Origin of the sequence: Streptomyces sp. 8K308 (assembly GCF_004348315.1) — a bacterium.
In the GTDB taxonomy this organism is placed as follows: Bacteria; Actinomycetota; Actinomycetes; order Streptomycetales; family Streptomycetaceae; genus Streptomyces.
On record NZ_SMKC01000021.1, the window covers coordinates 1 to 23,299 of the forward strand.

Sequence of the window (23,299 nt, forward strand, 5' to 3'; positions counted from 1 at the left end):
GCAGGGGGCGCGGGGTGCGGACGAGCGCCTGGTCACGCTCGTCACCGGCGACCGCGTCGTGCTGAACGACGCCGGGGAGGCCGCCGGCCTGGTCCGGGCGCCGGGGCGGGAGCGGATACCCGTGCAGTCGTGGTACTGGTTGAGGCCGCCGCTGTGCACCAGGGAGACCGTGAAGTCGTAGTAGCGGCCCTCGACCAGGTTGTGGCCGTCGTCCACGTCGTGGTCCATGCACCTGCCGTTGCCGCCGATGCTGAAGCTGTCCACGGTGTAGTTGTGGACGGTGTCGTAGACCTCGACCTCGACGGCCCAGCCGTCGGCCTCGATGTCGCAGATCTGCACGATGTCACCGAGGGCCTCGAACCGCAGGCGGCCGCCGGGGTCGGCGTCGTCGGTGTGCAGGGTGTGGTCCCAGTCGATGGCCTGGGCACTGGGGGTCGCCAGGACGGGCAGGGCGACGGCGGCGGCCAGGACGGCGCCGGCGCGCAGCACGGTTCTCTTGGTGGGCCTGCGGAGCTTGGGCATGGGTGCTCCCTGTTCGGCCACGGCCCGGACGCGCGCCGGCGAACCTGCCGGCGTGTCAACGGGGCCGTGGTGCAACGGACTTGTGGCGGGAGATTAGCGAGAGGTGTTCCCGGAGGTGAATGCCGTCTGACGTTTCTTGAGCATTTCCTGAGGTGTGGCTGCGTCGGGCGTGTGCTTTCGCGAGCGGTCGGGCCGTGACGGCGCCGACCGGCGAGGGGCCGGTGCCGGCGAGCCGTCAGGGCTCGTGCATACGTGGTATATACGCAGTATGCATCTGCTCTTCTCCCAACGATCACACCGGCCGTGGGCGAGCGCCGCGATCGCCTGCGCGGCCGTGACCGCGACCCTCGCCGCCGGTCCCGCCGCCTCCGGAGCCGCCGCCGAACCCGCGCCCGGCGCGTCGGCCGGGCAGGGGGCGCGGGGTGCGGACGAGCGCCTGGTCACGCTCGTCACCGGCGACCGCGTCGTGCTGAACGACGCCGGGGAGGCCGCCGGCCTGGTCCGGGCGCCGGGGCGGGAGCGGATACCCGTGCAGATCGTCAGGACGGCCGACTCGACCCTGGTGCTGCCGGCGGACGTGCGCCCGCTGCTCGCCGACGACGTCCTGGACCGGCGGCTGTTCGACGTCACCGCGCTCAGCGGCGCGGCGGACGGGCTCCGACTGCTCGTCGACCGCGAAGGGGAGGCGCGGGACGCCGCCGGCGCCGAGGCGCTGACCGTCGCGCCGGAACGGGCCGCCGCGGTGTGGCGGTCGTTGACCGACCCGACCGGCCGCGACGGGACGCTGGCCGCCGCGCCCGGTATCGCGTCGATCGCCCTGGACGCCCCCGCCGAGGACACCGCCGCCGGCCGGACCGACGGTGAGGAGCCGCTCGTCGAACTGACCGTCCGCGCCACTGACCGGGAGGGGAACCCGGCCGTGCCCTCGTCCACCCTGGTCGCCGACCTCGACCGGGGCGAGTTCCACGAGCTGGAGCCGAGCGACGACGGCACCACCCTCACCGGTCGCGTGCCGGCCGGCCGGTACTCGGTGGAGGCGACGCTCCTGGAGTGGGCCGACGACGGCACGACGCTGCTGGGCTCCGACTGGCTGGTCCGGCCCGACGTGACGGTCGCCGACGACACGACGGTCCGCCTCGACGCCGCCGACGCCCGGCCGGTGAACCTGACGGGCCCCGACGAGGACGCGACGCAGGAGTCCGTCATCCTGACCAACGAGTACGTGGCCGAGGACGGCGCCTTCGGCATGGCCGCCACCTGGCTCTACCCCGGCGCGCCCGAGGGCCACCGCACCGCGCAGCTCGGCGAGCTCGCCGACGGCTGGCGGATGTTCGCCACCGTGAGCACCTGGTGGGAGAACGGCGACCGCCGCTACCACCTGGTCGACCGCGACGAGGACGGCTTCTACACCGGCCTCGACCGGCACGTGCCGCTGCGTGGCCTGGCCAGGATCATCACCCGGCAGGGCGCCTGGGCCGAGGGCCGCCGCGGCGAGCTGTTCACCAGGTCGTCGTTGGTCGACTTCGCCACCGCGCAGGCGCGCGAACTGCCGCGCGTCACCGAGGTGTTCGTGCAGGCCGGCGCGGGCCGGTGGAGCCAGGAGCTGTGGCAGCTCGACGCCGGCGGCGACCAGGAGTCCTTCCACCGCTCCGAGCCCCGCGAGTACCGCGCCGGACACCGCTACCAGGAGTCCTTCAACACGGCCGTGTTCGGCCCCGCGCCGCACACCCGGGACGGCGGGATCCTCCGCACCGGCGACGTGATCCACGGCGGCACGAGCCCGTTCGGCGACGGCGCGGGCCACGCGGGGGGCAGCCTGGCCGAGGGCGCGCGCGTCACGCTGTACCGGAACGGCGAGGAGTACGCCGTCTGGGACGAGTCGGCCGACTGGTTCGAGTTCGCGGTGCCGGGCGACGAGGCCGCCTACGAACTGGTCGTCACCGCCGTCCGTCCGGGTGCGACGGCCGGCACGGAGGTCACCGCCTCCCACGCCTTCGAATCCGGCCCGGTCGGTGCGGACGAGACGGTCCGACTGCCGGCCGCCGCCGTCCGCTTCGCCCCCGCCCTCACGCCGGAGAACACCTCACCCGCCGGCCGGACCGTCCAGGTCCCGGTGGCCGTGCTGGGCGCCGCCGCGCCGGCCTCGCTCACCGTCGAGGTGTCCCACGACGGTGGCGCGACCTGGACCGGGGCCCGGGTCCGCGACGGCCGGATCCGGGTGACCAACCCGCCCGCGGGTGGCACGGTCTCCTTCCGGGCCGAGGTGACGGACGCGGACGGCAACACGACGGTGCAGACGCTGATCGACGCCTACCGGACGGCCTGACGCCGCGCGCCCGCGGCATACAGCAGGGGACGCGCAGCTGCCCCTCGGGCCTGCGCCACCAGCCGGGCGCCACCTCGGTCATACCCTCTCAGCGCGGCAGCACGTCCCAGTCCGTCTCCCACGGCCGGTCGACGTCGACGGTCAGGCCCGCCGCGCCGAGCACGTCGACGACGGTGTGCGTCCACTCGTGGCTGACGGTGGCGCCCTCCACCAGCGCGCCGCGCCGGGAGGGCGCGTACGTCCGCCGGCTGTCGAACGTCGTCGGCGGCCCGCCCGACAGGTAGTCGTGGCGGAGCGTCAGCGGCTCGGCGAGGCGGCGGACGCCGGGCCGGCCGAGGGAGTTCAGCAGCGGGTGGAACTCCATCACGTAGGCCAGGCCGCCGGGGGCCACCAGCGCGGCCACGACCTCGGCCCAGGCCCGAGGTCGGGCAGGAACATCAGGGAGCCGCGGCCGGTGTACACCAGGTCGAACGTCCGCCCGCCGAGCGCCGCCACCCCGTCGTACACGTCCGCCGCGACGAACTCGACGGCCACCCCAGCGGCCTCGGCGTTCCGCCGCGCCGCCGCGAGGCCGGCCTCGGAAAAGTCGAGACCGGTGACCCGCGCGGTGCCACGCTGGGCGAAGGCGATGGTCTCCACGCCGTTGTGGCACTGGAGGTGCAGCACCGACCGCCCGTCGAGGGGCCCGAAGTCCTCCCACTCCCTGGGGTGGAAGCGCGCGGCGGCGGGGCGGGCCGAGGGCTTAGGTCGCAAGACCGGTGGGGAGTCGATCCGGCGCCGGAACCGGGGCGGCGGGTCCTGGACATAGCGTTGCGGACATGAGTTCGTCGCTTGCATCTGATGTCGCCTCGGAGGGCGCCGGCCCGGCCGCCGGCCTCGACCTGGGGGCCTATCTCAACCGGATCGGCTGGTCGGGGCCGCGGGTGGCCGACGCCCGGACGTTGCGGTCCCTGCACCGCGCGCACGTGTCGGCGCTGCCGTTCGAGAACCTGGACGCCGTGGTCCTCGGGACCGCGCCGTCCCTGGCGCTGGCCGACCTTCAGGACAAGCTGGTCCTTCGGCGGCGGGGCGGCTACTGCTACGAGCACAACACCCTGTTCACCGCGGTCCTGAGGGCGTTCGGTTTCCGGGTGACGGGCCTCGCCGGTCGTGTGCGGGTCGGCGCCGCTGGCGCGGTCAGGCCGCGCACCCACATGACGCTGCTGGTCGGGGTGGCGGGCGAGCCTGAGCCTTACCTGGCGGACGTCGGGTTCGGGGCCGCCGGCGGTCTGTTGGAGGCGATCCCGCTGGTGGCCGGGCGGGAGTCGGTCGTCGCGCGGCGCCGCAACCGGCTGGTGCGCGAGCCGGACCCGGCCGGCCTCGAGGACCGGTGGGTGCTCCAGGGGTTCACCGACGGCGCCTGGCGGGACCAGTACGCGTTCAACCGGGAGCCGTTCGAACCGGCGGACTACGCCGTGATGAACTGGCACGTCGCCACCCACCCGCGGTCGCCGTTCCGTCGCTCCCTCCACCTCCAGCGCACGACCCCGCTCGGCGAGCACCGGGAGATCGCCGGCCGCGCCCTGACCGTCACCGCGCCCGACGGCTCCGTGATCGAGCGGCGGGAGCTGGCCGGCGATGCCGAACTCGTCGCGCTGCTGCGCTCCGACTTCGGCATCGACCCGCCCGATGGCACCCGCCTGACCGACTGACGGGCGCCGCCGCTCACCGGACGGCCGGTGACGACGCCCTGGGCGTCGGCCGCCGCCAGGCTCGTCGCCATAGTGAAGCCGCGCGACGCGGAGGGCAGGGCGGTGCGGTCGGTGCCGCTCCACTGGCGGAGGCGGGTGAACCGCGTCACGCCTCAGGCGGCGCGTCGGGCGGGGACCGACCGCCGCGGAGCCGGGCGTCCGTTTAGCCTGGGAGTCGGCCCGCCGTCACTTGTCTCCGCTGTCACCCGGTGACATCGTCGGGCTGACAGTGCCAGTGCCAGCCAGGGGGGTCGACGAGATGAGTCAGATGGATGTGCAGGGTCCCGCCGACATGAAGCCGCTGGGTTCCCGTGCGCCGAAGTTCGTGAAGCGCTCCCGCCCCCTCCACCTGGGCTGGCAGGTCGGCGTGTTCCTGGCCGGCCTCGTGGTCGTCGTGGTCGGCGTGATACTGCTGCCGCTGCCCGGCCCCGGCTGGCTGGTCATCTTCGCCGGCATGGCGATCTGGGCCACCGAGTTCGTCTGGGCCCAGCTGGTGTTGCGGTGGACCAAGCGCAAGGTCACGGAGGCCGCGCAGCGCGCCCTCGATCCCCGGGTGCGCCGCCGCAACCTCATCCTGACCTCGATCGCCGTCATCATCTGCGCCGTGCTGCTCTCGGTGTACGTGTGGCAGTTCGGCCTCGCCATGCCCTGGACCATCAGCGACTGAGCGCCTGGGGGTGGAGGGACTCCGCCGCCACCGTGGCGACGGTCTCGGCGACCAGCGCCAGGGCCGGCACGTCCAGCTTCCACTGCTGCCAGTACAGCGGCACGTCGAGCCGCCGCCCGGGCGCCAGCTCCGTGAGGGCGCCTGAGCGCAGCAGCGGCTCGGCCTGCGGCTCGGGGACCAGGCCCCAGCCGAGTCCGGCGGCCACCGCGTCGCGGAACCCCTCGGAGGTGGGCACGTGGTGGCGGAGCCGGCTCGCGCCCCGGCCGCCGGGCGTGAGGGACCGGACGAACCGGTCCTGCAGTTCGTCCCGCCGGTCGAAGACGATCAGTGGCGCCTCCGGCAGGCGGCGCTCCAGCGGCCCGGCCGACAGGTGGCGCGCCACGAACGGCGGGCTCGCCACCGGCAGATAGCGCGCCAGGCCGAGCGGCCGCACCGTGCAGCCGGCCACCGGCTCGACCGACGAGGTGACCGCGGCCATCACCTGCCCCTCGCGCAGCAGCCTCGCGGTGTGCGCCTCGTCCTCGCGGTGCAGCTCGAAGCAGACCGGCGGGTCGCGCGGCACCCGGGTCAGGGCCGGCAGGAACCAGGTGGCCAGGGAGTCCGCGTTCACGGCGATGGGTAGCCGGGCCGGATCGGACTCGGCCGCGATGCCCAGCTCCGTCCGCGCGTCCCGCTCGAGAACGGCCAACTGACGCGCGTACCGGACCACCACCTGCCCGGACTCCGTCGGCCTGACCGGCTTCGTGCGGGTGACAAGCACCCGCCCGACGCGCTGTTCCAGCGTCTTGACCCGCTGGCTGACCGCGGACGGCGTCACGTGCAGGGCCGCCGCCGCGGCGTCGAAGGTGCCCTCGTCGACGACGGCGAGCAGCGTACGGACCTGGTCGTAGGGCAGTTCGGCCATCACGAGAGCTAATGATAGGTAAGAAACATTAGCTGTACTGATGCTCCGGCGGTCCCTAGCGTCGGACCACATGACCAGCGGGTTCCTCCCGGCGGCCACCGCCGGATTCGCCACCGGCCTCTCCCTCATCGTCGCCATCGGCGCCCAGAACGCGTTCGTCCTGCGCCAGGGCGCGCGGGGCCAGGCCGTCCTGGCGGTGGTCGGCATCTGCGCCGCGTCCGACGCGATCCTGATCGCGCTCGGGGTGGCCGGCCTCGGCGCCGTGGTCACCGCGTGGCCCGCCGCGCTGACCGTGGTCGGCCTCGCCGGCGGCGGCTTCCTGATCGGCTACGGCGTGCTGGCCGCCCGCCGGGCCCTGCGCCCCGCCGCCGGACAGGCGCTGACGGCGAAGGGCGACCCGGTGGGCTCCGTCCGCACCGCGGTGCTCACCTGCCTGGCGCTGACCTGGCTCAACCCGCACGTCTACCTGGACACGGTGCTGCTGCTCGGCTCGGTCGCCGCCGACCGCGGCTCGTTGCGGTGGGTCTTCGGCCTCGGCGCGATGCTGGCCAGCCTGGCCTGGTTCGCCGGCCTCGGTTACGGCGCCCGGCTCCTCGGCGGCGTCCTGTCCCGCCCCGGCGCGTGGCGGGTGCTCGACGTCCTGGTCGCGGCCACCATGCTCACGATGGGCGTCCTGCTGCTGGCCCGCACGGTCTGAACGGACCGGCCGCCGGGCGGGCTCAGCTCCACGGGTCGGTGAACGACCGGCCGGGCACCGGCTTGGCGATGAGCGCCACCGCGACGAAGAAGTTGACCTGCCCGATCGCGAACATCAGCGTGGCGAGCGCCTTGGGCTCGTAGTGCTCGGCCGCCAGCGCGTACAACTCGTCGGAGACCCGCTCGCCGCCCGCCGGCGGCCAGAGCACGGCCTCCACCAGGGCCAGCGCGGCCCGCTCGGCGCTCGTGAAGTACGGCGAGTCCCACCAGGACGCCACCGAGGTGATCCGGTCCTCCGACTCCCCGAGCTTGCGGAGGAACCCCGTGTGCAGCACGGTCAGATAGGTACTGCCGACGATCTGACCGGCGCGCAGCTGGACCAGGCTGATCGTGGGGCGCGGCAGCGAGCCGTTGCCGACGACCCGGAACAGCGCCGCCGACACCTCGGCCAGCTCGGGCACGAGCTGGGCCGGGTCCTCGGGCATCCGCGGAACCATCGGGATCTCCGCCGTGATCGATGCCGTGACCGATGCCGTGCTCGAACGCGTTTCCATCGCCGCCTCCTCGGGGGCTCTCTCTTCGCTGTCACCCCACTGACGGATCGCGAGGGCGAGATGTGACGGACGGCGGACGGCCGTCGCTCCCGGGCTAGGGTGTGATCACGGTGAGCGGAGGAGAGCGGATCACCATCGGCGTCGATCCAGGACGAGCATGACTGACAGCCCGGGCGGCCCACGCCGTCGTGACCCCGACCGGCGGGAGCGGATCATCGCCGCCTGCCTGGACGTGATCGCCGAGGCCGGCGTCGCCGGCACCTCGCACCGCAGGGTGGCCGCCGCGGCGGACGTGCCGCTGGGGTCGATGACGTACCACTTCTCCGGGATGGACGAGCTGCTGCACGAGGCGTTCGCGCGCTTCGCCCGGTCGGTCAGCGACCGGTTCGAACGCCGGATGGCCGCGGCCGAGGACGTCGAGGCGGCCAGGCGCGCGGTCGTCGCGATCGTCACCGAGGAGGCGTTCGGCACCCGGCGCGACCTCGTCCTGACCCACGAGCTCTACACGCTCGCCGCCCGCGAACCGGCGTTCCGCAAGCTGACCAACGCGTGGATGGCCCGCAGCCGCGCCGCCCTGGAACGCCACTTCGACCCGACCACGGCCCGCCTGCTCGACGCCCTCATCGAGGGCCTCACGATCCACCGCGCCCTCGACACCGAGCCCCAGGACCCGGCCGTGGTCGTCGCCGCCGTCGAACGACTCACCTAGACCAGCGGCCGGCGCTCATGGGCGGGTGCCGGCGCCGAAGCCCGTCCAGCGCAGGTCGGGCGGCAGGTGGCCCATGTCGTTGTAGAGCAGCACCGTCGGCGGCCCGCCGTCGCGGTACTCGATGGCGGTCAGCGCCGTGTTCCCGCAGTTCAGGCCGAGCCAGCGGGCCGGCGGGGCGTCGAGGGCGTGCCGGACCAGCCAGGCCACCTGGTAGGCGTGGGTGACCAGGACCTCGTGGGTCTCGGACTCGGCGGGGCGCGCGAACCTGGTCGTGAGGGCGGCGGCCTGCCGCTCGCCGGCCGCGGCCTCCTCGGCGTCGTAGCCGTCGAAGAACGCCGCCCAGGCGGGAGGGGGTTCGGCCGGCACGTGCGGCACGTGGTCCACCAGTTCCGCCGCCTCCCGCACGGTGGCGCCCGGCAGGTGGGTGCCGATGATCCGCGCGCACCGCACCGCCCTGGGGAGGGGGGAGTGCCACACCGCGTCGATCGGCAGCGCGGCCAGGCGCCGCCCGACCAGCTCCGACTGGCGTGCCCCGACGTCGGTCAGTTCGCCCCACGGGTCGGCCGCGCCGTGCCGCAGCAGGTAGACGTGTCGAGTCGGCATCGCCGAGCTCCTTCCGATGTCGGTCACTCACGGGACGCCAGCGCGGCCTGGGCCGCCGCGAGGCGCTGGGACTCGTCGCGTTCCGAGCGGTCGCCCGAGACGTCGTCGGCCCAGCCGAGCAGCCGGCGGAGGTGGTCGCCGGCCGGGTCGGCGACGACCAGGGGACGGCCGAGGGCGACCTCGCCGCCGGTGCCGTCGATGGTGACGAGAGTGCCGTCGCGGAGGGTGCGACCGCCAGCCGTCACGGTGCCCCCGGCGACATCGACGACGAGGCCGGCGACGCCCACGACCGCCGGCTTGCCCATGGCCCGCGCGACGACCGCGGCGTGGCTGGCCGGCCCGCCGCGCGCCGTGACGATCCCGGTGGCGGCGGCGAGGCCGCGCATGTCGTCCGGGGAGGTCTCAGGGCGCACCAGGACGACCGGCGCCTCCCGGGCCATGCGCACCGCCAGGTCCGTGGTGGTCGCCACCCGGCCGACCGCGACGCCGGGGCAGGCGCCGGTCCCCCGGGCGAAGACGTCGACCTCCGCCGACGGGGCGACGCGCGGCGTGCGGACGTGGACGAGGTGCCGGGGCGAGACCCGGCGCAGCGCCTCGTGCCGCCCGATGACCCCCTCGTCGACGAGATCGGTGGCGACGCGGACCGCCGCGCCCCCGGCGAACCGCCCCGGCCTGACCTGGAGCAGCCACAGCTCGCCCGACTGGTAGGTGAACTCGACGTAGCAGGCGTCCCGGTAGTGCGCCTCGATCCGCCGCAGGGCGGCGTGCAGCTCGGCCCACACCGCCGGCTCCCGTTCGGCGAGCGCGCGCAGCGGCCGGGTGGTCGTCCCGCCGGAGACGACGTCCTCTCCCTGGCGCCCGAAGAGGACCTCGCCGAACGGCAGGTTCTCGCCGGTGGTGGGATCGCGGCTGAACGCGACCCCGGTGCCGCTGTGGTCGTCGCGGTTCCCGAACACCATCGCCTGGACGATCGCGGCCGTGCCGAGGTCGTGCGGGATGTCGTGCACCGCGCGGTAGGTGCGGGCGCGTGGCGCGTCCCAGGAGGAGAACACGGCCTGGAGCGCCAGCCGCAACTGGCCGGCGGCGTCGTCGGGAACCGGGCCGCAGGCGGGGACGGCGGCGGCGAGGCCGGCCAGGAGCCGTCGCCGCGAGTCGAGCGCGAACGGCCGGTCGCCCGTCTCGACGGCCAGGGCCTCGGTGGTCCCGGTGGTGAGGCCGAGGTCGAGGATCGTGGCCAGCATGCCGGGCATCGACACGCTCGCGCCGGAGCGCACCGACACCGCGAGCGGCCTCCCCGGCCCGCCGAAGGCGCGCCCGGTGGCGCGTTCGAGGTCGGCGACGGCGGTCATGAGCTCGTCGTCGAGACCGGCGGGCAGGCGCCCGTCCCGCAGGAAGGCGCGGCAGGCCCGGGTGGTGACGACGAATCCGGCCGGCACCCGCAGGCCGAGGCGGTGCAGCAGGGCGAGCCCGATGGCCTTGCCGCCCAGCGTCTCCGCCTCCTCCCCGAGCAGTTCGGCGGAGATCGCCCGGATCCACCTCATCGCCGCTTCCCCAGGGTGGTGAGCAGGTCCTCGTGCAACTCCGCCCACACGGTGTGGTACGAGGCGGTGCCGTCGGTCACGTACTCGAGCGCGCCGGCCCGGGCGCGTTCGAGGGCGTGGGTGAGGCGGAGGCGGTAGCGGTCGAACCGGGGCAGGGCGGCGGCCAGTTCGGCGCGGACCGGGGCGAGGCGCCGGTCGAGGTCGGCGAACCGGTCGAGTACCCGGGCGTCGTAGGCCGGGTCCGAGTGGTCGTTGGCGGTCACGGCGCCGTCGACGGTGTGGAGTTGCCAGGCCGCGCAGAGGTCGAGCAGCTCCGGGTTGAGGACGAGGAAGCGGTCGAACGCCGCCGTGACGGCGCCGCGGGCGCCGGCCGAGTCGAGCTCGTGGGCGATCCGCTCGGCGTCCGCGGCGCGGCCGGCCTCGGTGAGCAGCCAGTCGGGCAGGTCGGCGGAGAAGCGGGTGACGAGGCCCTCGACCCCGAGGTCGATGAGCTGGGACTCGAGGTCGGGCTCGGCGAGGCCGGTGACCGCGTGGAGCCTGGCGAGGCCGGCGGCGCCCGCGCAGCGCAGGGCGTGCAGGACCAGCAGGGCGGGGTCCGTGGCCCGGGTTTCCGGTGCGGTGTCGTCGATGGGCATGGGTTACTCCTGGCGGCCGTAGGCGCGGACGGCGAGCGGGCAGAAGACGGCGAACAGGACGGCCGACCACAGCAGGGTGCGGCCGACGCTGCCCGCGTCCGGGGTTCCGTTCAGCAGGGCACGGCAGGCGTCCATGACATGGGTGACGGGGTTGACGTCGGCCCAGGCCCGGAGCCAGCCGGGCAGGGTGTCGGTCGGGGCGGCCAGGCTGCTGCCGAGCTGGAGCGGGAGGAAGGCGACGAAGCTGAACGCCAGCACGGCCTCGGCGCTCCTGACGAGGACGCCGATGAGGACCGTGAGCCAGCTGAGGCAGAAGCCGAAGAGGATCGCGAGCCCGGCGGCCCCCAGCGCGGCGGGGGCGCCGCCCTGGGGGCGGAACCCGAGCAGCGCGCCGATGGCGAACAGGACGGCGACGGCGACCAGGTAGCGGAGGACATCGGCCAGCACGGAGCCGAGCAGCGGTGCCGTGCGGCTGATCGGGAGGCTGCGGAACCGGTCGGTGACGCCGTTCCTCAGGTCGAGGTTGATGGCCGAGCCGGTGGAGATCATGCCGGCGAGACCGGCGCCCATGACGAGGATCCCGGGGAACAGGTACTGCGCGTACTCGGCGGTGGAGCCGGCGACCGGGCGGCCGAACAGGTACAGGAAGAGGACCAGGAACAGCGCGGGGGTGACGACGCCGTTGACGACCGGGCCCGGGTTGCGGCTGGTCTTGGCGAGGCTGCGTCGGGCGAGGACGGCGCTGTGCCGGAGGGTGGCGAGGCGGCGGGGCGTGGTCATGCGGCGTCCTCGACGGTGGCGGTGGCGGTGGCGGTGGCGCCGGTCAGGGACAGGAAGACCTCGTCGAGGCTTGGCAGCCGGAAGGCGAGCTCGCCGACGGCGACGTCCCGCGCCCTGAGCCGCTCGGCGATCTCGAAGAACTCCGCGTCGCCGGCGACCGGGACGACGAGCTCGTGCCGGCGTGACCGGCCGGGCTCCCGGCCCGTGACGTGGGCGAGGACGGCCGCCGCGGCGTCGAGGTCGGCGACGTCGGCCGGCCGGAGGACGATCGTGTGCCCGCCGACCGCGCGCTTGAGGTCGGCGGGTATGCCGGAGGCGATCACCCGGCCGTGGTCGATGACGGTGATCGAGTCGGCGAGGGCGTCGGCCTCCTCCAGGTACTGCGTCGTGAGCAGGACCGTGACGCCGTCCTCGGCGAGCCGGCGGATCATCCGCCACAACTCGTCGCGCTTCCCCGGGTCGAGGCCGACCGAGGGCTCGTCGAGGAACACCACCTCGGGCCGCCCCACCAGGCTGGCGGCGAGGTCGAGCCGGCGGCGCGTCCCGCCCGAGTAGGTGGCGACGGGCCGGTCGGCCGCCTCGTCGAGGCCGAAGCGGGACAGCAGTTCGCCGGCCCGCCGGTGGGCGTCCCGCCGGCCGAGGTCGAGGAGCCGGCCGATCACGACCAGGTTGGACCGCCCGGACAGCTCCTCGTCGACGCTGGTGTGCTGGCCCGAGAGCGCGATGCGCCGGCGGACCCCGGCCGGATCTCGCCGCACGTCGACGCCGGCCACCCGCACCCGGCCGGCGTCGGGGCGCAGCAGGGTCGCAAGCACCCGGACGACGGTCGTCTTGCCGGCTCCGTTGGGCCCCAGCAGGCCGAGCACCTGGCCGCGCGGGGCCGAGAGGCTCACCCCGTCGACCGCGGTGGTCCGGCCGAATCTTCTGACCAGCCCCTCGACCTCGAACCCCTTGTCAGCCACGCCAACACTCCGATGCTCATAGTTTTCCGATGACGACGCCATCTGGATGTCGGTTGTATCATGCCACGTCGGAGGCGGAAGGGGACACGATGGTGAGGCTGACCCGGGCCCAGCAGCAGGAAAGGACGCGCGCGGCGGTGCTGGTCGCGGCGCGCGAGGAGTTCGCCGAGCGGGGCTACGTCGACGCCAAGGTCGACCGCATCGCCGAACGGGCCGAGCTGACCAGGGGCGCCGTCTACTCCAACTTCACCGGCAAGCGCGCGCTCTACCTCGCGGTGCTCGCCGACGCCGCCGAGCGGGCCCGCGCCGCCGCCGAACCGCCGGCGGAGTCGCCGGACTCGGCGGCGCGGGCGCTCGGCGCCTTCGCCCGGGTCTGGCTCGAACGGCTGCCGCTCGCCGGCGACACCCCGGAGAGCGGCCATCTTCAGCTGCGTTCGCTGTCCGGCGTGCTCGACACCCCGCCGGCCAGGGCCGCGCTGGCCGAACTCGTCCGGTTCGAGGCCCTGCTGCTCGCCCTGGCGCTCGAGTCGCGCCCAGCGGCGCCCGAGCGGATGGTGCGCCCCGCCGAGCTGGCGCTGACCCTGCTGCACGGCGCGGCCGGCCTCGCGGAGCTCGTGCCGGGGGTGGGCGACCCCTTCGACCTGGCCGGCGCCGCCGAACACCTGGCCGGCGTCGCCCTCACCGAGGACGCGGAGCCGCCGCACCTGCCGTTCGTCGCCCCGGCGCGGCCGGCGGCGGACCGGTGGACGGCGCCCCGGGGCCTGCGCGACGAGATCACCGGCCGCCAGGTCGACCTCGGCGACGACGGCGTGGTCGTCGTGCTGGGCGTGGCCCGGCTGTCCGCCGCCGAGGAGGCGGTGCGCGCGGCTCGCCCTGGCGACGCGGTGACGATCGTCGTCGTGACCGGCGACGCGGCCGAGCTCGGTCGGCTGGCCCGGCTCAGGATTCTCGATCTCGTCGGCTGCCTGCGGCGGGTGTTCGCGGCCGGGGAGCTGCCGTGGCCGCGCGTCGTCCTCGACGACGGCGGCGCGGTTCCCGCGGCCCTGGGCCGCGGTTCGGTCGACGACGGCGTCGAGTTCGCGGTCCGGGTGGGCGACGGTCTCGTCGTGGCCCGCGCCGAGGGGCGCGGCGCGGGCCACGCGGCGGCCGGCCATGGCGCCGCACGGCACCGTGACCGGCGGGCGGGTCCCGCCTGAGGCCCGGTCAGTCGGGAACGGGGAAGTCGCCGTGGAAGGTGACGGGCTTGCGGCCGGTCACCGGGAGGGCCTCGGCCAGGGCGCGCTGCCTGGCGGCGACCGCCTCGGCGGTGGCGGGATCCGTGGGGATGGACGCGCTCTGCAGGCCCTGCCGGGCCCACCAACGGGTGACCGGTGACCGGCACCGGGTCGGTGGGCCCGGGTGGGGCCTACTCCTCTTCTTCCTCCCTCTCCCCGCCCGGCCGCGGGCAGGTGATGTTCGGGTTGATGTGCTCGAACACGCCGTTGGGGTTCTCCTCCCAGACCCAGGCGTGCAGCGTGTGGTAGGGGAGGGTGGCCGGCGGGGTGAACTCCTCGCCGAAGAGGCTGGCCTCGCGCTTGGAGACGTAGCCCACGGCGACCAGCCGCAGGCTGCCGTCCGGCTCGGGCGCGTACACCACCGAGTTGGGCTCGGTGATCGCCAGCTCCTCCTGGCTCTCGGCCACCTCACGGACGAAGTGGTAGCCGAGGCCCGGGATGCAGGACTCGCCAAGCGTGTAGCCGTCGGCCTCCGCCAGCCGCACGTCGTGGTAGCGGGCGGTGGCCCTCCTGACCTGCTCCAGCTGGGCATCGAGATCGGCGGTCTCCTCCTTGGAGGTGTCGCCGTCACCGACCTCGTCGTGGTGGGAGCCGGCGGCCCGGTCCCTGGGGGCCTCCCAGGCCAGCGCGAGGCTCGCCGGGGTGAGGGCGAGCGTGGTGGCCAGGCCGAGGGCGCCGAGGGCCCTGAGCGAGCTTCTGTTCATCTCTAACTCCTTGCGCCTAGTGGCGGTATGTGAGGGAACGTCGTGGGATGAGTCTTTGGTTCTTTTCGTCGGGTCGCCATCGGGGCAGGCCGAACGTGTGGCGGGCGGTCGACCGTGTGGCCGACCGTGTCCGGCCGGGGTCCGGGCTTCCGTCGGGCGGCCACACCGGTCATGCTGGCGACTCGTCACGGACCGGTGGAAAGGAACGGGGTGGGGGCGTGAGCTTCGAGGATCCGGGGCGGTCGGCGGACCTGTTGGCCGCGGTGTGCGGGCACGCCAAGGAGATCCGCGCTGATCTCCTCCACGGTTCGGGCGGCGGCGCGGCGCCCCTGGACGACGTGCTGGCCGCCATGGCGGCCGGCGACGACCTCGCCGCCCCGCTGGAGGCGCTGCACGCCGTGCTCCGGGCGTCGGGCGACGCGCTCGGCCTGCTCGGCTACTCCGACCACGTCGCCACGACCCGCGGCCTCGAGCCGGCCGGCATCGTCGGCGTCGAGGACGGGCTCGTCGAGACCGTGTACCTGTGTCCGGCCGGCCGCTGCACGCGCTACTGGTTCCCCGTCGGCTCGGCGCCGGTCCCCCACTGCCGATTCGACGACGTGCCGCTGCGCGGGGAGCGCCTGTAGCCATGGAAGTCCTGCTGTCCGAGCTCGGGAGCAAGCTCGCCGAGAGGTGGCTGTCGCTCCTCGTCCTGCCCGGGGTGCTCTATCTGGCCGTCGTCGCCGCCGCCCGGGAGTTGGGCCACGCGCGGCCGTTCGACGTGGCACGCCTCGCCGACCGGATCGGCGAGGTGGCGGAGCACCCGGCCACGGAGACCGTGGGCGGTCAGGTCGTCATCCTCACCGCCGTCCTGGCCGCCGCGGCGGCCGTCGGCATCGCGGCACGGGCGCTCGGCTCCCTCGTCGAACGGCTCTGGCTGGCCGCCGAATGGCGCTCCTGGCCGCGCCCGCTCCGGGCCCTGGCAGCGCGGCGGGTCAGGGCGCGGCAGCGCCGGTGGTCCGCCGCCCACGACGCCTGGCGGCGGCTCCGCGCGGAGGCCGCACGCGCCAGGGCGCTCGGGCGGCGCCTCCCGGCGGCCGAGCGGCGGGCCGCGCGGCGGGCCATGGAGCGCGTGGCGCCCGAGTACCCCGACCGACCCACGTGGAGCGGGGACCGGGTGCACGCGGCGGCCGTGCGCGTCGCGCGCGATCAGCGGCTCGACCTGGCCACCGTCTGGCCACACCTCTGGCTCGTGCTACCCGAGGAGAGCCGCGTCCAGCTCACCACCGCCCGCCAGGACCTCGGCCGCGCCACCGCACTCGCCGCCTGGGCCCTGCTCTACCTGCCCGTCGCCGCCTGGTGGTGGCCGGCCGCGCTCGTCGGCCTCGGGCTCGCCGGCACCGGCTGGTGGCGCACCCGCGCCGCGGTGGCCGGCTACGCCGCGCTGCTGGAGGCCGCGGTCCGCCTGCACACCCTCGACCTGGCCCAGCGTCTCGGCCTCGACGTCACCGGGCGGCTCACCGCGGAGCAGTGCCTGGAGCTCAACCGGCTGCTCGAGACCACGCCCGAGCCCGCCGACGAGGAACGCTGAGCGGTCGCCGGACGGTGCGCCCGGCCGGGATCAGTCGTGCGGCGGCAGGGAACGGATCTGGTGGTCCGCGACGTTCAGCGCCTCGTCGACCAGGCGCCGCAGGTGCCCGTCGCGCAGCGAGTAGACGACGCGGCGGCCGTCCTTGTGGGTGGCGACCAGGCCGGCGAGGCGGAGCTTCGCCAGGTGCTGGCTGACGGCCGGCCTGGCGGCCCCGATGTGCTCGGTGAGCGTGGTCACGTCTGCCTCGCCCCGACCGAGCCGCTCGAGCAGCGCCAGCCGGGTGCGGTCGGCGAGCAGCGCCAGGACGGCGGCGGCGGCCTCGAGGCGGGCGACGTCGTCCGGCCGCCGCGAGTGCGGCGCGTCCGCGGTCTCGCTGCTCGTGCTCACCCGCACATCCTAGGGCCGCGCCCCCTCCGCGTTGAGGCCCAGTTCTCCCGCGCGCACCCCGGCCTGGAAGCGGGAGTCCGCGCCGAGCGCGGCGAGCAGTTCGGCGACCCGGCGGCGGTAGGTGCGCAGCGACATGCCGAGCTCCCGCGCCGCCGCCTCGTCGGTGACGCCGGAGCCGAGCGCGCGCAGGACCGACCGGCTCCGGGCGTCGAGGTGGGGCTGCTCGCCGCGGAGGAACACCTCGAGGTCGGTGGCCGTGGCCCAGGCGGCTTCGAGCAGCGCGTACACGGCGCCGACCAGGGCCGGCCCGGTGGTGACGGTGTACTCCCGGCCGCCCGGGGTGACCACTCCGGCGAGGATCGCGAACCGGCGGTCGATGATGATCGTCTCGTGGGGCAGGGCGGTGGCCGCGATCCGCACGTGGGCGCCCCCGGCGACGAGCGCGCGCAGGTGCGCCCGGTCCCGCTCGTCGGCCAGCGCGGCGGCACCGCACAGCTTGCGGACCCGGTGCGAGCCGCCATCCGGCGCCCGGCCGCCGGCAAGGTGTGACCAGGTGGAGAGATCATCGACGGCACAGAGGAACTCCTCGCGGATCGAGGAGAACAGGTGCTCGGTGCGGGCGACGAGGTCGAGGTCGCCGCGGATCGTCATGGTCTCCGCCACCCGTTCATTGTGCCCGTGGCAGCAAGCTGCCACGGGTGGCGGCCCGAGCGTGCCGCCGCCGAGCCTTGGGGCCATGAGCGACACCTTCCGCCTCGGCGGCGACCTGCCGGTCCACCGCGTCGGCTTCGGAGCCATGCGCCTGCCCACCAACAGCTTCCGCGGTCCGGCCCGGGACCCGGAGACCGGCCGGGCCGTGCTGCGCCGCGCGGTCGAACTCGGCGTCGACCACATCGACACCGCCGCCTTCTACCGCAGCGGCGACGGCACCGTCCGCGCCAACGCCCTGATCCGCGAGGCGCTCCACCCCTACCCCGCCGACCTGGTCATCGCCACCAAGGTCGGCCCGGTCGACACCCCGGACGGCGGCCTGGCCCACACCACCGACCCCGCGGTCCTGCGCCCGCTGGTCGAGGAGAACCTCGAAACCCTCGGCGTGGACCGCCTCGACCTGGTCTACCTGCGCGTCGGCCAGCTGGAGCCACCGCACGGCGAGTCGATCGCCGCCCGCTTCGAGACGCTGGCGGCGCTGCGCGAGGAGGGCCTGATCCGGCACCTCGGGCTGAGCAACGTGGACGTCGACCACCTCGCCGAGGCCCGCGCGATCGCGCCGGTCGCGGCCGTCCAGAACCACTTCCACGCCGGCCGGCGGGACGACGCCCGGCTCCTGGCCGCCTGCGAGGAGGCCGGTGTCGCGTTCGTGCCGTTCTTCCCGCTGGGCGGCGGCACCGGCGACCTCGCCGACGGCCGCCTGGCCGAGGTCGCGGCCCGGCACGGGGCCACGGTCCCGCAGCTCGCGCTGGCCTGGTTGCTCGCCGCCTCGCCCGTCACCCTGGCCATCCCGGGCACCGGCTCCCTCGCCCACCTGGAGGAGAACCTGGCCGCCGGCTCGATCGCCCTCACCGCGGCGGACCTCGCCGAACTCGGCTGAAGCTCCCCGCGCCCGGCCGACGCGCCGGGCTTCGGTGTAATGCGCCGCTCGGGGACGCCTCCCGCGCCACCTTCGGGAAGACGCCGGCTTCAGGTGGCGGCGAGGAGGAGGTGGCGGAACCGGCCATGGCTGAGGAGAGAGAGTGGACCGGTCGGAGAGCTTCGGCGAGCGGCTGCTCGACCGGGCCAGGCTGATGCCGTCGCAGCTGATCGCCCCGCTCATCGCCGAGGAGGTGGCCATCATCGGCGGCCGGGACGTCTCCATTGCGTCGAAAGCCTCAGAGAGGAGGAGCCGGCCGGGGTGCGGGCGCATCTGCGCCGGCTCTCCCACCAGCTGCGGCGGGAGCGGGGCGGGCGCACCAGCGACGACGCCACCCTCTTCATGGTCCAGTGGCACGGCGGCGGCCCCGAGCACCTGGCGGGCCTCGACTGACCCCTGGGCGGTGGTGGTTGTCGTGCCATACGATCAACCGTGCTTTCACCGAGGGAGAGTTCGGTTCGTCGGGTGGTGGGTGCCGTGGTGCTGCTCGCCGCGCTCGGGGTCGCGGCCCCGGCCGGGGCGTCGGACGCGCCGGAGGCCGCGGTGACCTTCCAGGCCGGGCTCACCCACACCCAGCAGAGCGTGGACGGCGACCCGGAGTCGCGGGCCAGCGCCGAGGCCCTGCTGGAGACGGTCGGGCCGCTGCAGAACCAGCACCTGATGGGCTGGGGCGCCGAGAACCCCGAGCCGGAGCCCGGCGTCTACGACTGGTCCAGCCTCGACGAGCGCATCGCGCTCATCGAGCGGACCGGCGGCGTGCCGGTGATCACGCTGTGCTCGGCGCCCGGCTGGATGAAGGGCGCCGACGACTGGGACATGGACGCCGCCCCCGCCCCCGAGCACTACGACGACTTCGCCGACCTGGCCGTGGAGACCGCGCGGCGCTACCCGCAGGTGCGCTACTTCCAGGTGTGGAACGAGCTCAAGGGCTTCTGGGACGAGGAGCGCAACCGCTGGGACCACGAGGGCTACACGGAGCTCTACAACCTGGTCTACACCCGGCTCAAGGAGCACGACCCGGACCTGATCGTCGGCGGCCCCTACGTCTCGCTCAACGTCTACGCGGACCCGGAGGGAATGAGCCACCCCTCGGACCTGAGCGGCGACTGGGGGACCGTCGACCAGCGTGACCTGGACGCCATCCAGTACTGGCTCGAGCACAACGCCGGCGCCGACTTCCTCGCCGTGGACGGCTGGTCCCGCACCAGGGACGGTCACCACCCCCCGGCCGAGCGCGCCGGCGACATGTTCCGCGCCGTCAGCGAGTGGCTCGTTGACCGCTCGGAACTGCCCGTCTGGTGGTCCGAGTTCTACGCGCCCCTGGCGCCCGACGGCTACGAGAGCTCGCCGGCCGCGATCCGCTCGGTGCTCGAGGGGATGCGGGACGGCGGGGCGTCCGTCGCCCTGTGGTGGGGGCCGGAGTGCGACGGCTCCGGCTTCCCCTGCGTCTGGACCTCGACCCGCGAGACCGGCGGTGGTCGGCCGACGGACTACCTGCCGGTGCTCCAGGAGTTCGCGGCCGGCTGACCCCGGTCCCGCGCGAACGGTTTACAGCCTTTACAGCCTCCGACTCCCTGTGCAATATCACACGTGACACCCGCTCAGCCCGCACGGTCTCCGTCCTCACGTCGCGTCACGCGGATAACGCAGATACGGAGGAGAGAACGTTGCACAGACGACGAACCGTCGCGACCGCCGTCACCGCCCTGCTCGTCGCCGGCCTCGCGGCGGCGCCCGCCACCTCCGCCGCCGAGTCGAGCGCCGCGCGGTGCAGGCTGCCCGCCGCCACCGACGACCTCGGCTCCGGCTTTCCTGTCGACGAACAGGCCCTGCCCGCCGTCGGAACGCTCAGGGCGGCGATGATCTTCGTCGACTTCGAGGACCACCCCGCCCCGCGCGGCTCGCTCCTCAAAGCCGAGGCCAACCTGCGCTCCGGGATCGAGTACCTGGAGGACGTCTCGGGCGATGACCTCGACATCGAGGTCACGAGCTCCGACGCCTGGGTGCGGATACCCGAGCTGTCGACCGCCTACCCCTTCGACCGGGGCCTGAGCTACGAGGACCACGTCCGGTACATCGGGGACGCGGTCGAGGCCGCCGACGCCGACTTCGACTTCTCGGACACCGACGTCGTCTGGGTGGTCGCCACCGAGGAGGCGGAGAACATCAGCTTCTCGCCCACCACCAACCACCTCGACGTCACGGCCGACGGCAACCACCTCACGCACGCCGTCACCTTCGGCCACGACCAGTGGCGGTGGGGCGGCCTGGTGCTCGCCCACGAGACCGGGCACACCCTGGGCCTGCCCGACCTGTACCTGTTCGAGGCCCCGCCCGACGACCCGGGCAACTGGGACGCGACGGTGGGCGGTTGGGACCTGATGGGGCTGATCTCCGGCCAGGCGCCCGAGTACTTCGCCTGGCACCGCTGGCAACTCGGCTGGCTGGGCGACCGGCAGGTGGTCTGCGCGGCGCGGGCTCGGCGAGCGCCACCCTGGTCCCGGTCGAGGAGTCCACCACCGGCCGCCCCTCCGACGACGCGATGCTGGTCCTGCCCGTCTCAGAGACCAGGGCCGTCGTGGTCGAGAACCGCCAGGCCATCGGGTACGACCGGGAGATCCTGACCACGGGCGCCCTCGTGTACACCGTGGACACCGCCGTGCGCACCGGCCGGGGACCGCTCCGGGTCGTGGACGCGACCCCAGGATCGGCCGAGGGCCTCGACGACGCCCTGTTCCAGCCGGGCACGTCGTGGGCCGAGCCCGCCACCGGCACGGTCATCTCGTTCGACGCGGCGCGCGGCGACGACCTCCGGGTCACGGTCGACCCCGCCGGTACGCAAGACCCGTCCTGAAAGCCTGAAGCACGCAAGCCGAAAGGTGGGACCCCCATGACCAGACCGCCGTCACGCCGCACGGTGCTCGGCATCGCCGCGGCCGGCGCCGCCGCGCTGCCACAGCTCGGCAGGACCGCCGCCGCGGCCCCGGCTACCGCCGCCCCCGCGAACACTCCCGCCGCCAACTCGCTTCCCGTCCCGCCCACCTGGCGGGTCCATCCGTTCCGGCTTGACCAGGTCGCCCTCGGCGACGGCGTCTTGCGGGCCAAGCGCGACCTGATGCTCGAGTACGCCCGCGCCTACCCCGCCGACCGGATCCTCGCCGTGTTCCGCGCCAACGCCGGCCTCGACACCAGGGGCGCCAACCCGCCGGGCGGCTGGGAGACCGCCGACGGCAACCTCAGGGGCCACTACGCGGGACACTTCCTCACCCTCGTCGCCCAGGCGTACGCCGACACCCGCGAGCCGGCGCTCCGCGAGAAGCTCTCCTACCTCGTCTCCGCGCTCGGCGAGTGCCAGGCCGCCCTCGCCGCGTCCGACAACCCCCCGAGCCACCCCGGCTACCTGGCGGCCTACCCGGAGACCCAGTTCATCCTGCTGGAGAGCTACACCACCTACCCCACCATCTGGGCGCCCTACTACACCTGCCACAAGATCATGCGGGGGCTGCTCGACGCCCACGTGCTCGGCGGCGACGAGGAGGCGCTGCGGATCGTCTCCGGCATGGCCGACTGGGCGCACAGCCGGCTGAGCCGGCTGCCGCGCGAGCAGTTGGAGCGGATGTGGGGCATCTACATCGCGGGCGAGTACGGCGGGATGAACGAGGTGCTCGCCGACCTGGCCACCCTCACCGGCAAGCCGGAACACCTCGCCGCCGCCCGGCTCTTCGACAACACCGCGCTGCTCAGGGCCTGTGTCGAGGACCGCGACGTCCTCGAAGGACGGCACGCCAACCAGCACATCCCCCAGTTCTCCGGCTACGTCCGGCTGTACGACGAGACCGGCGACGCCGACTACCTGACGGCGGCCAGGAACTTCTGGGGCATGGTCGTCGGCCACCGGACCTACGCGCTGGGCGGCACCGGGCAGGGCGAGATGTTCCGCGCCCGCGACGCCATCGCCGCCACCCTCGACGCCAACAACGCCGAGACGTGCGCCGCGTACAACATGCTGAAGCTCAGCCGGTACCTGTTCTTCCACGACCCGGAACCGGCGTACCTGGACTACTACGAGCGGGCGCTGACCAACCAGATCCTCGCCTCCCGCCTGGACCGGCCGTCCACCCGCGACCCGCAGGTGACCTACTTCATCGGCATGGGCCCCGGCGTCACCCGCGGCTTCGGCAACACCGGCACCTGCTGCGGCGGCACCGGGATGGAGAACCACACCAAGTACCAGGAGACGGTCTTCCTCCGCTCGGCCGACGGCGAGGCGCTGTACGTCAACCTGTATGTCGCCGCCACCCTGGACTGGGCCGAGAGGGGCCTCGTCCTCACGCAGCAGAGCGACTTCCCCTACGAGAGCGACCGTGTGCTGACCGTGCGCGAGGGCGGCGGTCGCCTCGACCTGAGGCTGCGCGTGCCGCACTGGGCCACCCACGGCTTCACCGTCACCGTCAACGGCGTGCGGCAGCGCCTCGCCGCCCGGCCCGGCACGTACGTGAGCCTGCGCCGCACCTGGCGGCGCGGCGACGTGATCCGCGTCCGGACGCCGTACGCGCTGCGCACCGAGGCCGCGCTCGACGACCCGACGGTGCAGTCGCTCTTCCACGGCCCCGTGCTGCTGGTGGCGCGGGACCCGGCGACCGAACTGATCGAGTACTCGCTCTACCCGCGGCTCGCCCTGGACGGCGACCTGTCGGCGGCCGTCCGACCGGCCGGCGAGCCGGGGCACTTCACCCTGGACGGCCGCACCCTCGCCCCCTTCCACCTCGGCGACGAGGCGCCCTACCACGCTTACTTCCGCCGCTCCGAGCCGGTCATCGCCTTCCGCGGCGCCCACTCCGGGGTTCAGAACCGCGCGGACGCGGACGGCACGACCTACCTGGACCGACTCTGGTCCCAGGCGCCGTTCCGCGACCGGTCGGCGTTCCTGCGCACCGCCCGCACGGTCGCGGACGAGTGGCGGGCGGCGGGCCGACTCGACGCCGCCGAACGGTCCGCCGTCCTGGCGGCGGCCGAACGCGCCGACCTGGAACCGTAGCCGGCCGGACAGCTGAGCAGGTCGGGCGCGGTCCGCTTCGGTGTGGCCGCTTCGGTTCGGCGGCGCC

General features: G+C 74.5%; 26 protein-coding genes and 1 pseudogene. 14 read left to right on the plus strand and 13 right to left on the minus strand.

Annotated elements, in window-relative coordinates; all coding sequences use genetic code 11:
* A partial coding sequence (locus E1265_RS05475; RefSeq protein ID WP_132929073.1) for a hypothetical protein occupies positions 1-522 on the minus strand: 522 nt, incomplete at its 3' end.
* 268 nt (positions 523-790) lie between these two features.
* On the opposite strand from E1265_RS05475, the gene E1265_RS05480 reads away from it, so the two are divergent.
* On the plus strand, positions 791-2,848 hold the full coding sequence (locus E1265_RS05480) for a hypothetical protein (protein ID WP_132929074.1): 2,058 nt from the start codon (positions 791-793) through the stop codon (positions 2,846-2,848).
* 88 nt (positions 2,849-2,936) lie between these two features.
* Here E1265_RS05480 and E1265_RS05485 read toward each other — a convergent pair whose 3' ends face one another.
* On the minus strand, positions 2,937-3,251 hold the full coding sequence (locus E1265_RS05485) for a hypothetical protein (protein WP_132929075.1): 315 nt from the start codon (positions 3,249-3,251) through the stop codon (positions 2,937-2,939).
* On the minus strand, positions 3,212-3,601 hold the full coding sequence (locus tag E1265_RS05490; RefSeq protein ID WP_207930960.1) for a class I SAM-dependent methyltransferase: 390 nt from the start codon (positions 3,599-3,601) through the stop codon (positions 3,212-3,214). The genes E1265_RS05485 and E1265_RS05490 overlap by 40 nt, the downstream gene beginning before the upstream one ends.
* A 65-nt stretch (positions 3,602-3,666) precedes the next feature.
* Here E1265_RS05490 and E1265_RS05495 point away from each other — a divergent pair, with 65 nt between their 5' ends.
* A complete protein-coding gene (locus tag E1265_RS05495; RefSeq protein ID WP_132929077.1) occupies positions 3,667-4,539 on the plus strand; it encodes an arylamine N-acetyltransferase in 873 nt (290 codons plus the stop codon).
* 298 nt (positions 4,540-4,837) lie between these two features.
* Positions 4,838-5,245: a TIGR02611 family protein gene (locus E1265_RS05500; RefSeq protein WP_132929078.1), complete on the plus strand. Its 408-nt coding sequence runs from the start codon at positions 4,838-4,840 to the stop codon at positions 5,243-5,245.
* Here E1265_RS05500 and E1265_RS05505 read toward each other — a convergent pair.
* Entirely contained in the window at positions 5,235-6,149 is a 915-nt protein-coding gene (locus E1265_RS05505) for a LysR family transcriptional regulator ArgP (protein WP_132929114.1), read from the minus strand. The two genes, E1265_RS05500 and E1265_RS05505, sit on opposite strands and share 11 nt — an antisense overlap.
* A 70-nt stretch (positions 6,150-6,219) precedes the next feature.
* Between E1265_RS05505 and E1265_RS05510 the strand changes: the two genes are divergently transcribed.
* Positions 6,220-6,846, plus strand: coding sequence for a LysE family transporter (locus E1265_RS05510; RefSeq protein ID WP_132929079.1), 627 nt, complete (start codon positions 6,220-6,222; stop codon positions 6,844-6,846).
* A gap of 22 nt (positions 6,847-6,868) precedes the next feature.
* Here the strand turns inward: E1265_RS05510 and E1265_RS05515 are convergent, their stop codons facing one another.
* Complete coding sequence (locus E1265_RS05515; RefSeq protein ID WP_132929080.1) at positions 6,869-7,399, minus strand: carboxymuconolactone decarboxylase family protein; 531 nt, start codon at positions 7,397-7,399, stop codon at positions 6,869-6,871.
* 157 nt (positions 7,400-7,556) lie between these two features.
* Between E1265_RS05515 and E1265_RS05520 the strand changes: the two genes are divergently transcribed.
* A complete protein-coding gene (locus tag E1265_RS05520) occupies positions 7,557-8,108 on the plus strand; it encodes a TetR family transcriptional regulator (RefSeq protein ID WP_132929081.1) in 552 nt (183 codons plus the stop codon).
* Between the two features lie 15 nt (positions 8,109-8,123).
* Here the strand turns inward: E1265_RS05520 and E1265_RS05525 are convergent, their stop codons facing one another.
* From E1265_RS05525 to E1265_RS05545, 5 genes are read right to left on the minus strand one after another with little or no spacing between them, the layout of a single operon-like run.
* Positions 8,124-8,711, minus strand: coding sequence for a histidine phosphatase family protein (locus E1265_RS05525; protein ID WP_132929082.1), 588 nt, complete (start codon positions 8,709-8,711; stop codon positions 8,124-8,126).
* A 23-nt stretch (positions 8,712-8,734) separates the two neighbouring features.
* Positions 8,735-10,252 (minus strand): pyruvate, phosphate dikinase, encoded by a 1,518-nt coding sequence (locus E1265_RS05530; RefSeq protein WP_132929083.1) that lies wholly within the window; start codon positions 10,250-10,252, stop codon positions 8,735-8,737.
* Entirely contained in the window at positions 10,249-10,887 is a 639-nt protein-coding gene (locus E1265_RS37850) for a transcriptional regulator (protein WP_132929084.1), read from the minus strand. The genes E1265_RS05530 and E1265_RS37850 overlap by 4 nt, the downstream gene beginning before the upstream one ends.
* 3 nt (positions 10,888-10,890) lie before the next feature.
* Complete coding sequence (locus E1265_RS05540) at positions 10,891-11,667, minus strand: ABC transporter permease (RefSeq protein WP_132929085.1); 777 nt, start codon at positions 11,665-11,667, stop codon at positions 10,891-10,893.
* Positions 11,664-12,629: an ATP-binding cassette domain-containing protein gene (locus E1265_RS05545; RefSeq protein WP_243740551.1), complete on the minus strand. Its 966-nt coding sequence runs from the start codon at positions 12,627-12,629 to the stop codon at positions 11,664-11,666. Before E1265_RS05545 ends, E1265_RS05540 begins: the two co-directional genes overlap by 4 nt.
* Positions 12,630-12,718: 89 nt before the next feature.
* Between E1265_RS05545 and E1265_RS05550 the strand changes: the two genes are divergently transcribed.
* Positions 12,719-13,825: a TetR/AcrR family transcriptional regulator gene (locus E1265_RS05550; RefSeq protein ID WP_132929087.1), complete on the plus strand. Its 1,107-nt coding sequence runs from the start codon at positions 12,719-12,721 to the stop codon at positions 13,823-13,825.
* Positions 13,826-14,034: 209 nt separating this feature from the next.
* Here the strand turns inward: E1265_RS05550 and E1265_RS05555 are convergent, their stop codons facing one another.
* Positions 14,035-14,607, minus strand: a complete 573-nt coding sequence (locus E1265_RS05555) for a hypothetical protein (protein ID WP_132929088.1) — start codon at positions 14,605-14,607, stop codon at positions 14,035-14,037.
* A gap of 218 nt (positions 14,608-14,825) precedes the next feature.
* Here E1265_RS05555 and E1265_RS05560 point away from each other — a divergent pair, with 218 nt between their 5' ends.
* Both E1265_RS05560 and E1265_RS05565 read left to right on the plus strand, forming a co-directional pair.
* Positions 14,826-15,233: a hypothetical protein gene (locus E1265_RS05560; protein WP_132929089.1), complete on the plus strand. Its 408-nt coding sequence runs from the start codon at positions 14,826-14,828 to the stop codon at positions 15,231-15,233.
* 2 nt (positions 15,234-15,235) lie between these two features.
* On the plus strand, positions 15,236-16,177 hold the full coding sequence (locus E1265_RS05565) for a hypothetical protein (RefSeq protein ID WP_132929090.1): 942 nt from the start codon (positions 15,236-15,238) through the stop codon (positions 16,175-16,177).
* Positions 16,178-16,207: 30 nt separating this feature from the next.
* Here E1265_RS05565 and E1265_RS05570 read toward each other — a convergent pair whose 3' ends face one another.
* Complete coding sequence (locus tag E1265_RS05570) at positions 16,208-16,480, minus strand: metalloregulator ArsR/SmtB family transcription factor (RefSeq protein WP_243740554.1); 273 nt, start codon at positions 16,478-16,480, stop codon at positions 16,208-16,210.
* Positions 16,481-16,573: 93 nt separating this feature from the next.
* Positions 16,574-17,227, minus strand: coding sequence for a DNA-binding response regulator (locus tag E1265_RS05575; protein ID WP_243740552.1), 654 nt, complete (start codon positions 17,225-17,227; stop codon positions 16,574-16,576).
* 73 nt (positions 17,228-17,300) lie between these two features.
* On the opposite strand from E1265_RS05575, the gene E1265_RS05580 reads away from it, so the two are divergent.
* From E1265_RS05580 to E1265_RS05610, 6 genes and pseudogenes are all read left to right on the plus strand, one after another.
* On the plus strand, positions 17,301-18,155 hold the full coding sequence (locus E1265_RS05580; RefSeq protein WP_132929092.1) for an oxidoreductase: 855 nt from the start codon (positions 17,301-17,303) through the stop codon (positions 18,153-18,155).
* Positions 18,156-18,452: 297 nt separating this feature from the next.
* Positions 18,453-18,587 (plus strand): annotated as a pseudogene (locus E1265_RS05590) (serine/threonine-protein phosphatase); the annotation flags it as partial.
* A 72-nt stretch (positions 18,588-18,659) separates the two neighbouring features.
* Positions 18,660-19,721 (plus strand): xylan 1,4-beta-xylosidase, encoded by a 1,062-nt coding sequence (locus E1265_RS05595; RefSeq protein WP_132929093.1) that lies wholly within the window; start codon positions 18,660-18,662, stop codon positions 19,719-19,721.
* A gap of 140 nt (positions 19,722-19,861) precedes the next feature.
* Complete coding sequence (locus E1265_RS05600; RefSeq protein WP_132929094.1) at positions 19,862-20,818, plus strand: peptidase M6; 957 nt, start codon at positions 19,862-19,864, stop codon at positions 20,816-20,818.
* Positions 20,773-21,048, plus strand: a complete 276-nt coding sequence (locus tag E1265_RS05605) for a hypothetical protein (RefSeq protein ID WP_132929095.1) — start codon at positions 20,773-20,775, stop codon at positions 21,046-21,048. Before E1265_RS05600 ends, E1265_RS05605 begins: the two co-directional genes overlap by 46 nt.
* Before the next feature lie 36 nt (positions 21,049-21,084).
* Positions 21,085-23,232 carry a beta-L-arabinofuranosidase domain-containing protein gene (locus tag E1265_RS05610; RefSeq protein WP_132929096.1) on the plus strand — a complete coding sequence of 716 codons (2,148 nt, stop codon included), beginning with the start codon at positions 21,085-21,087 and terminating at the stop codon, positions 23,230-23,232.
* The last annotated feature ends 67 nt before the right edge of the window (positions 23,233-23,299 follow it).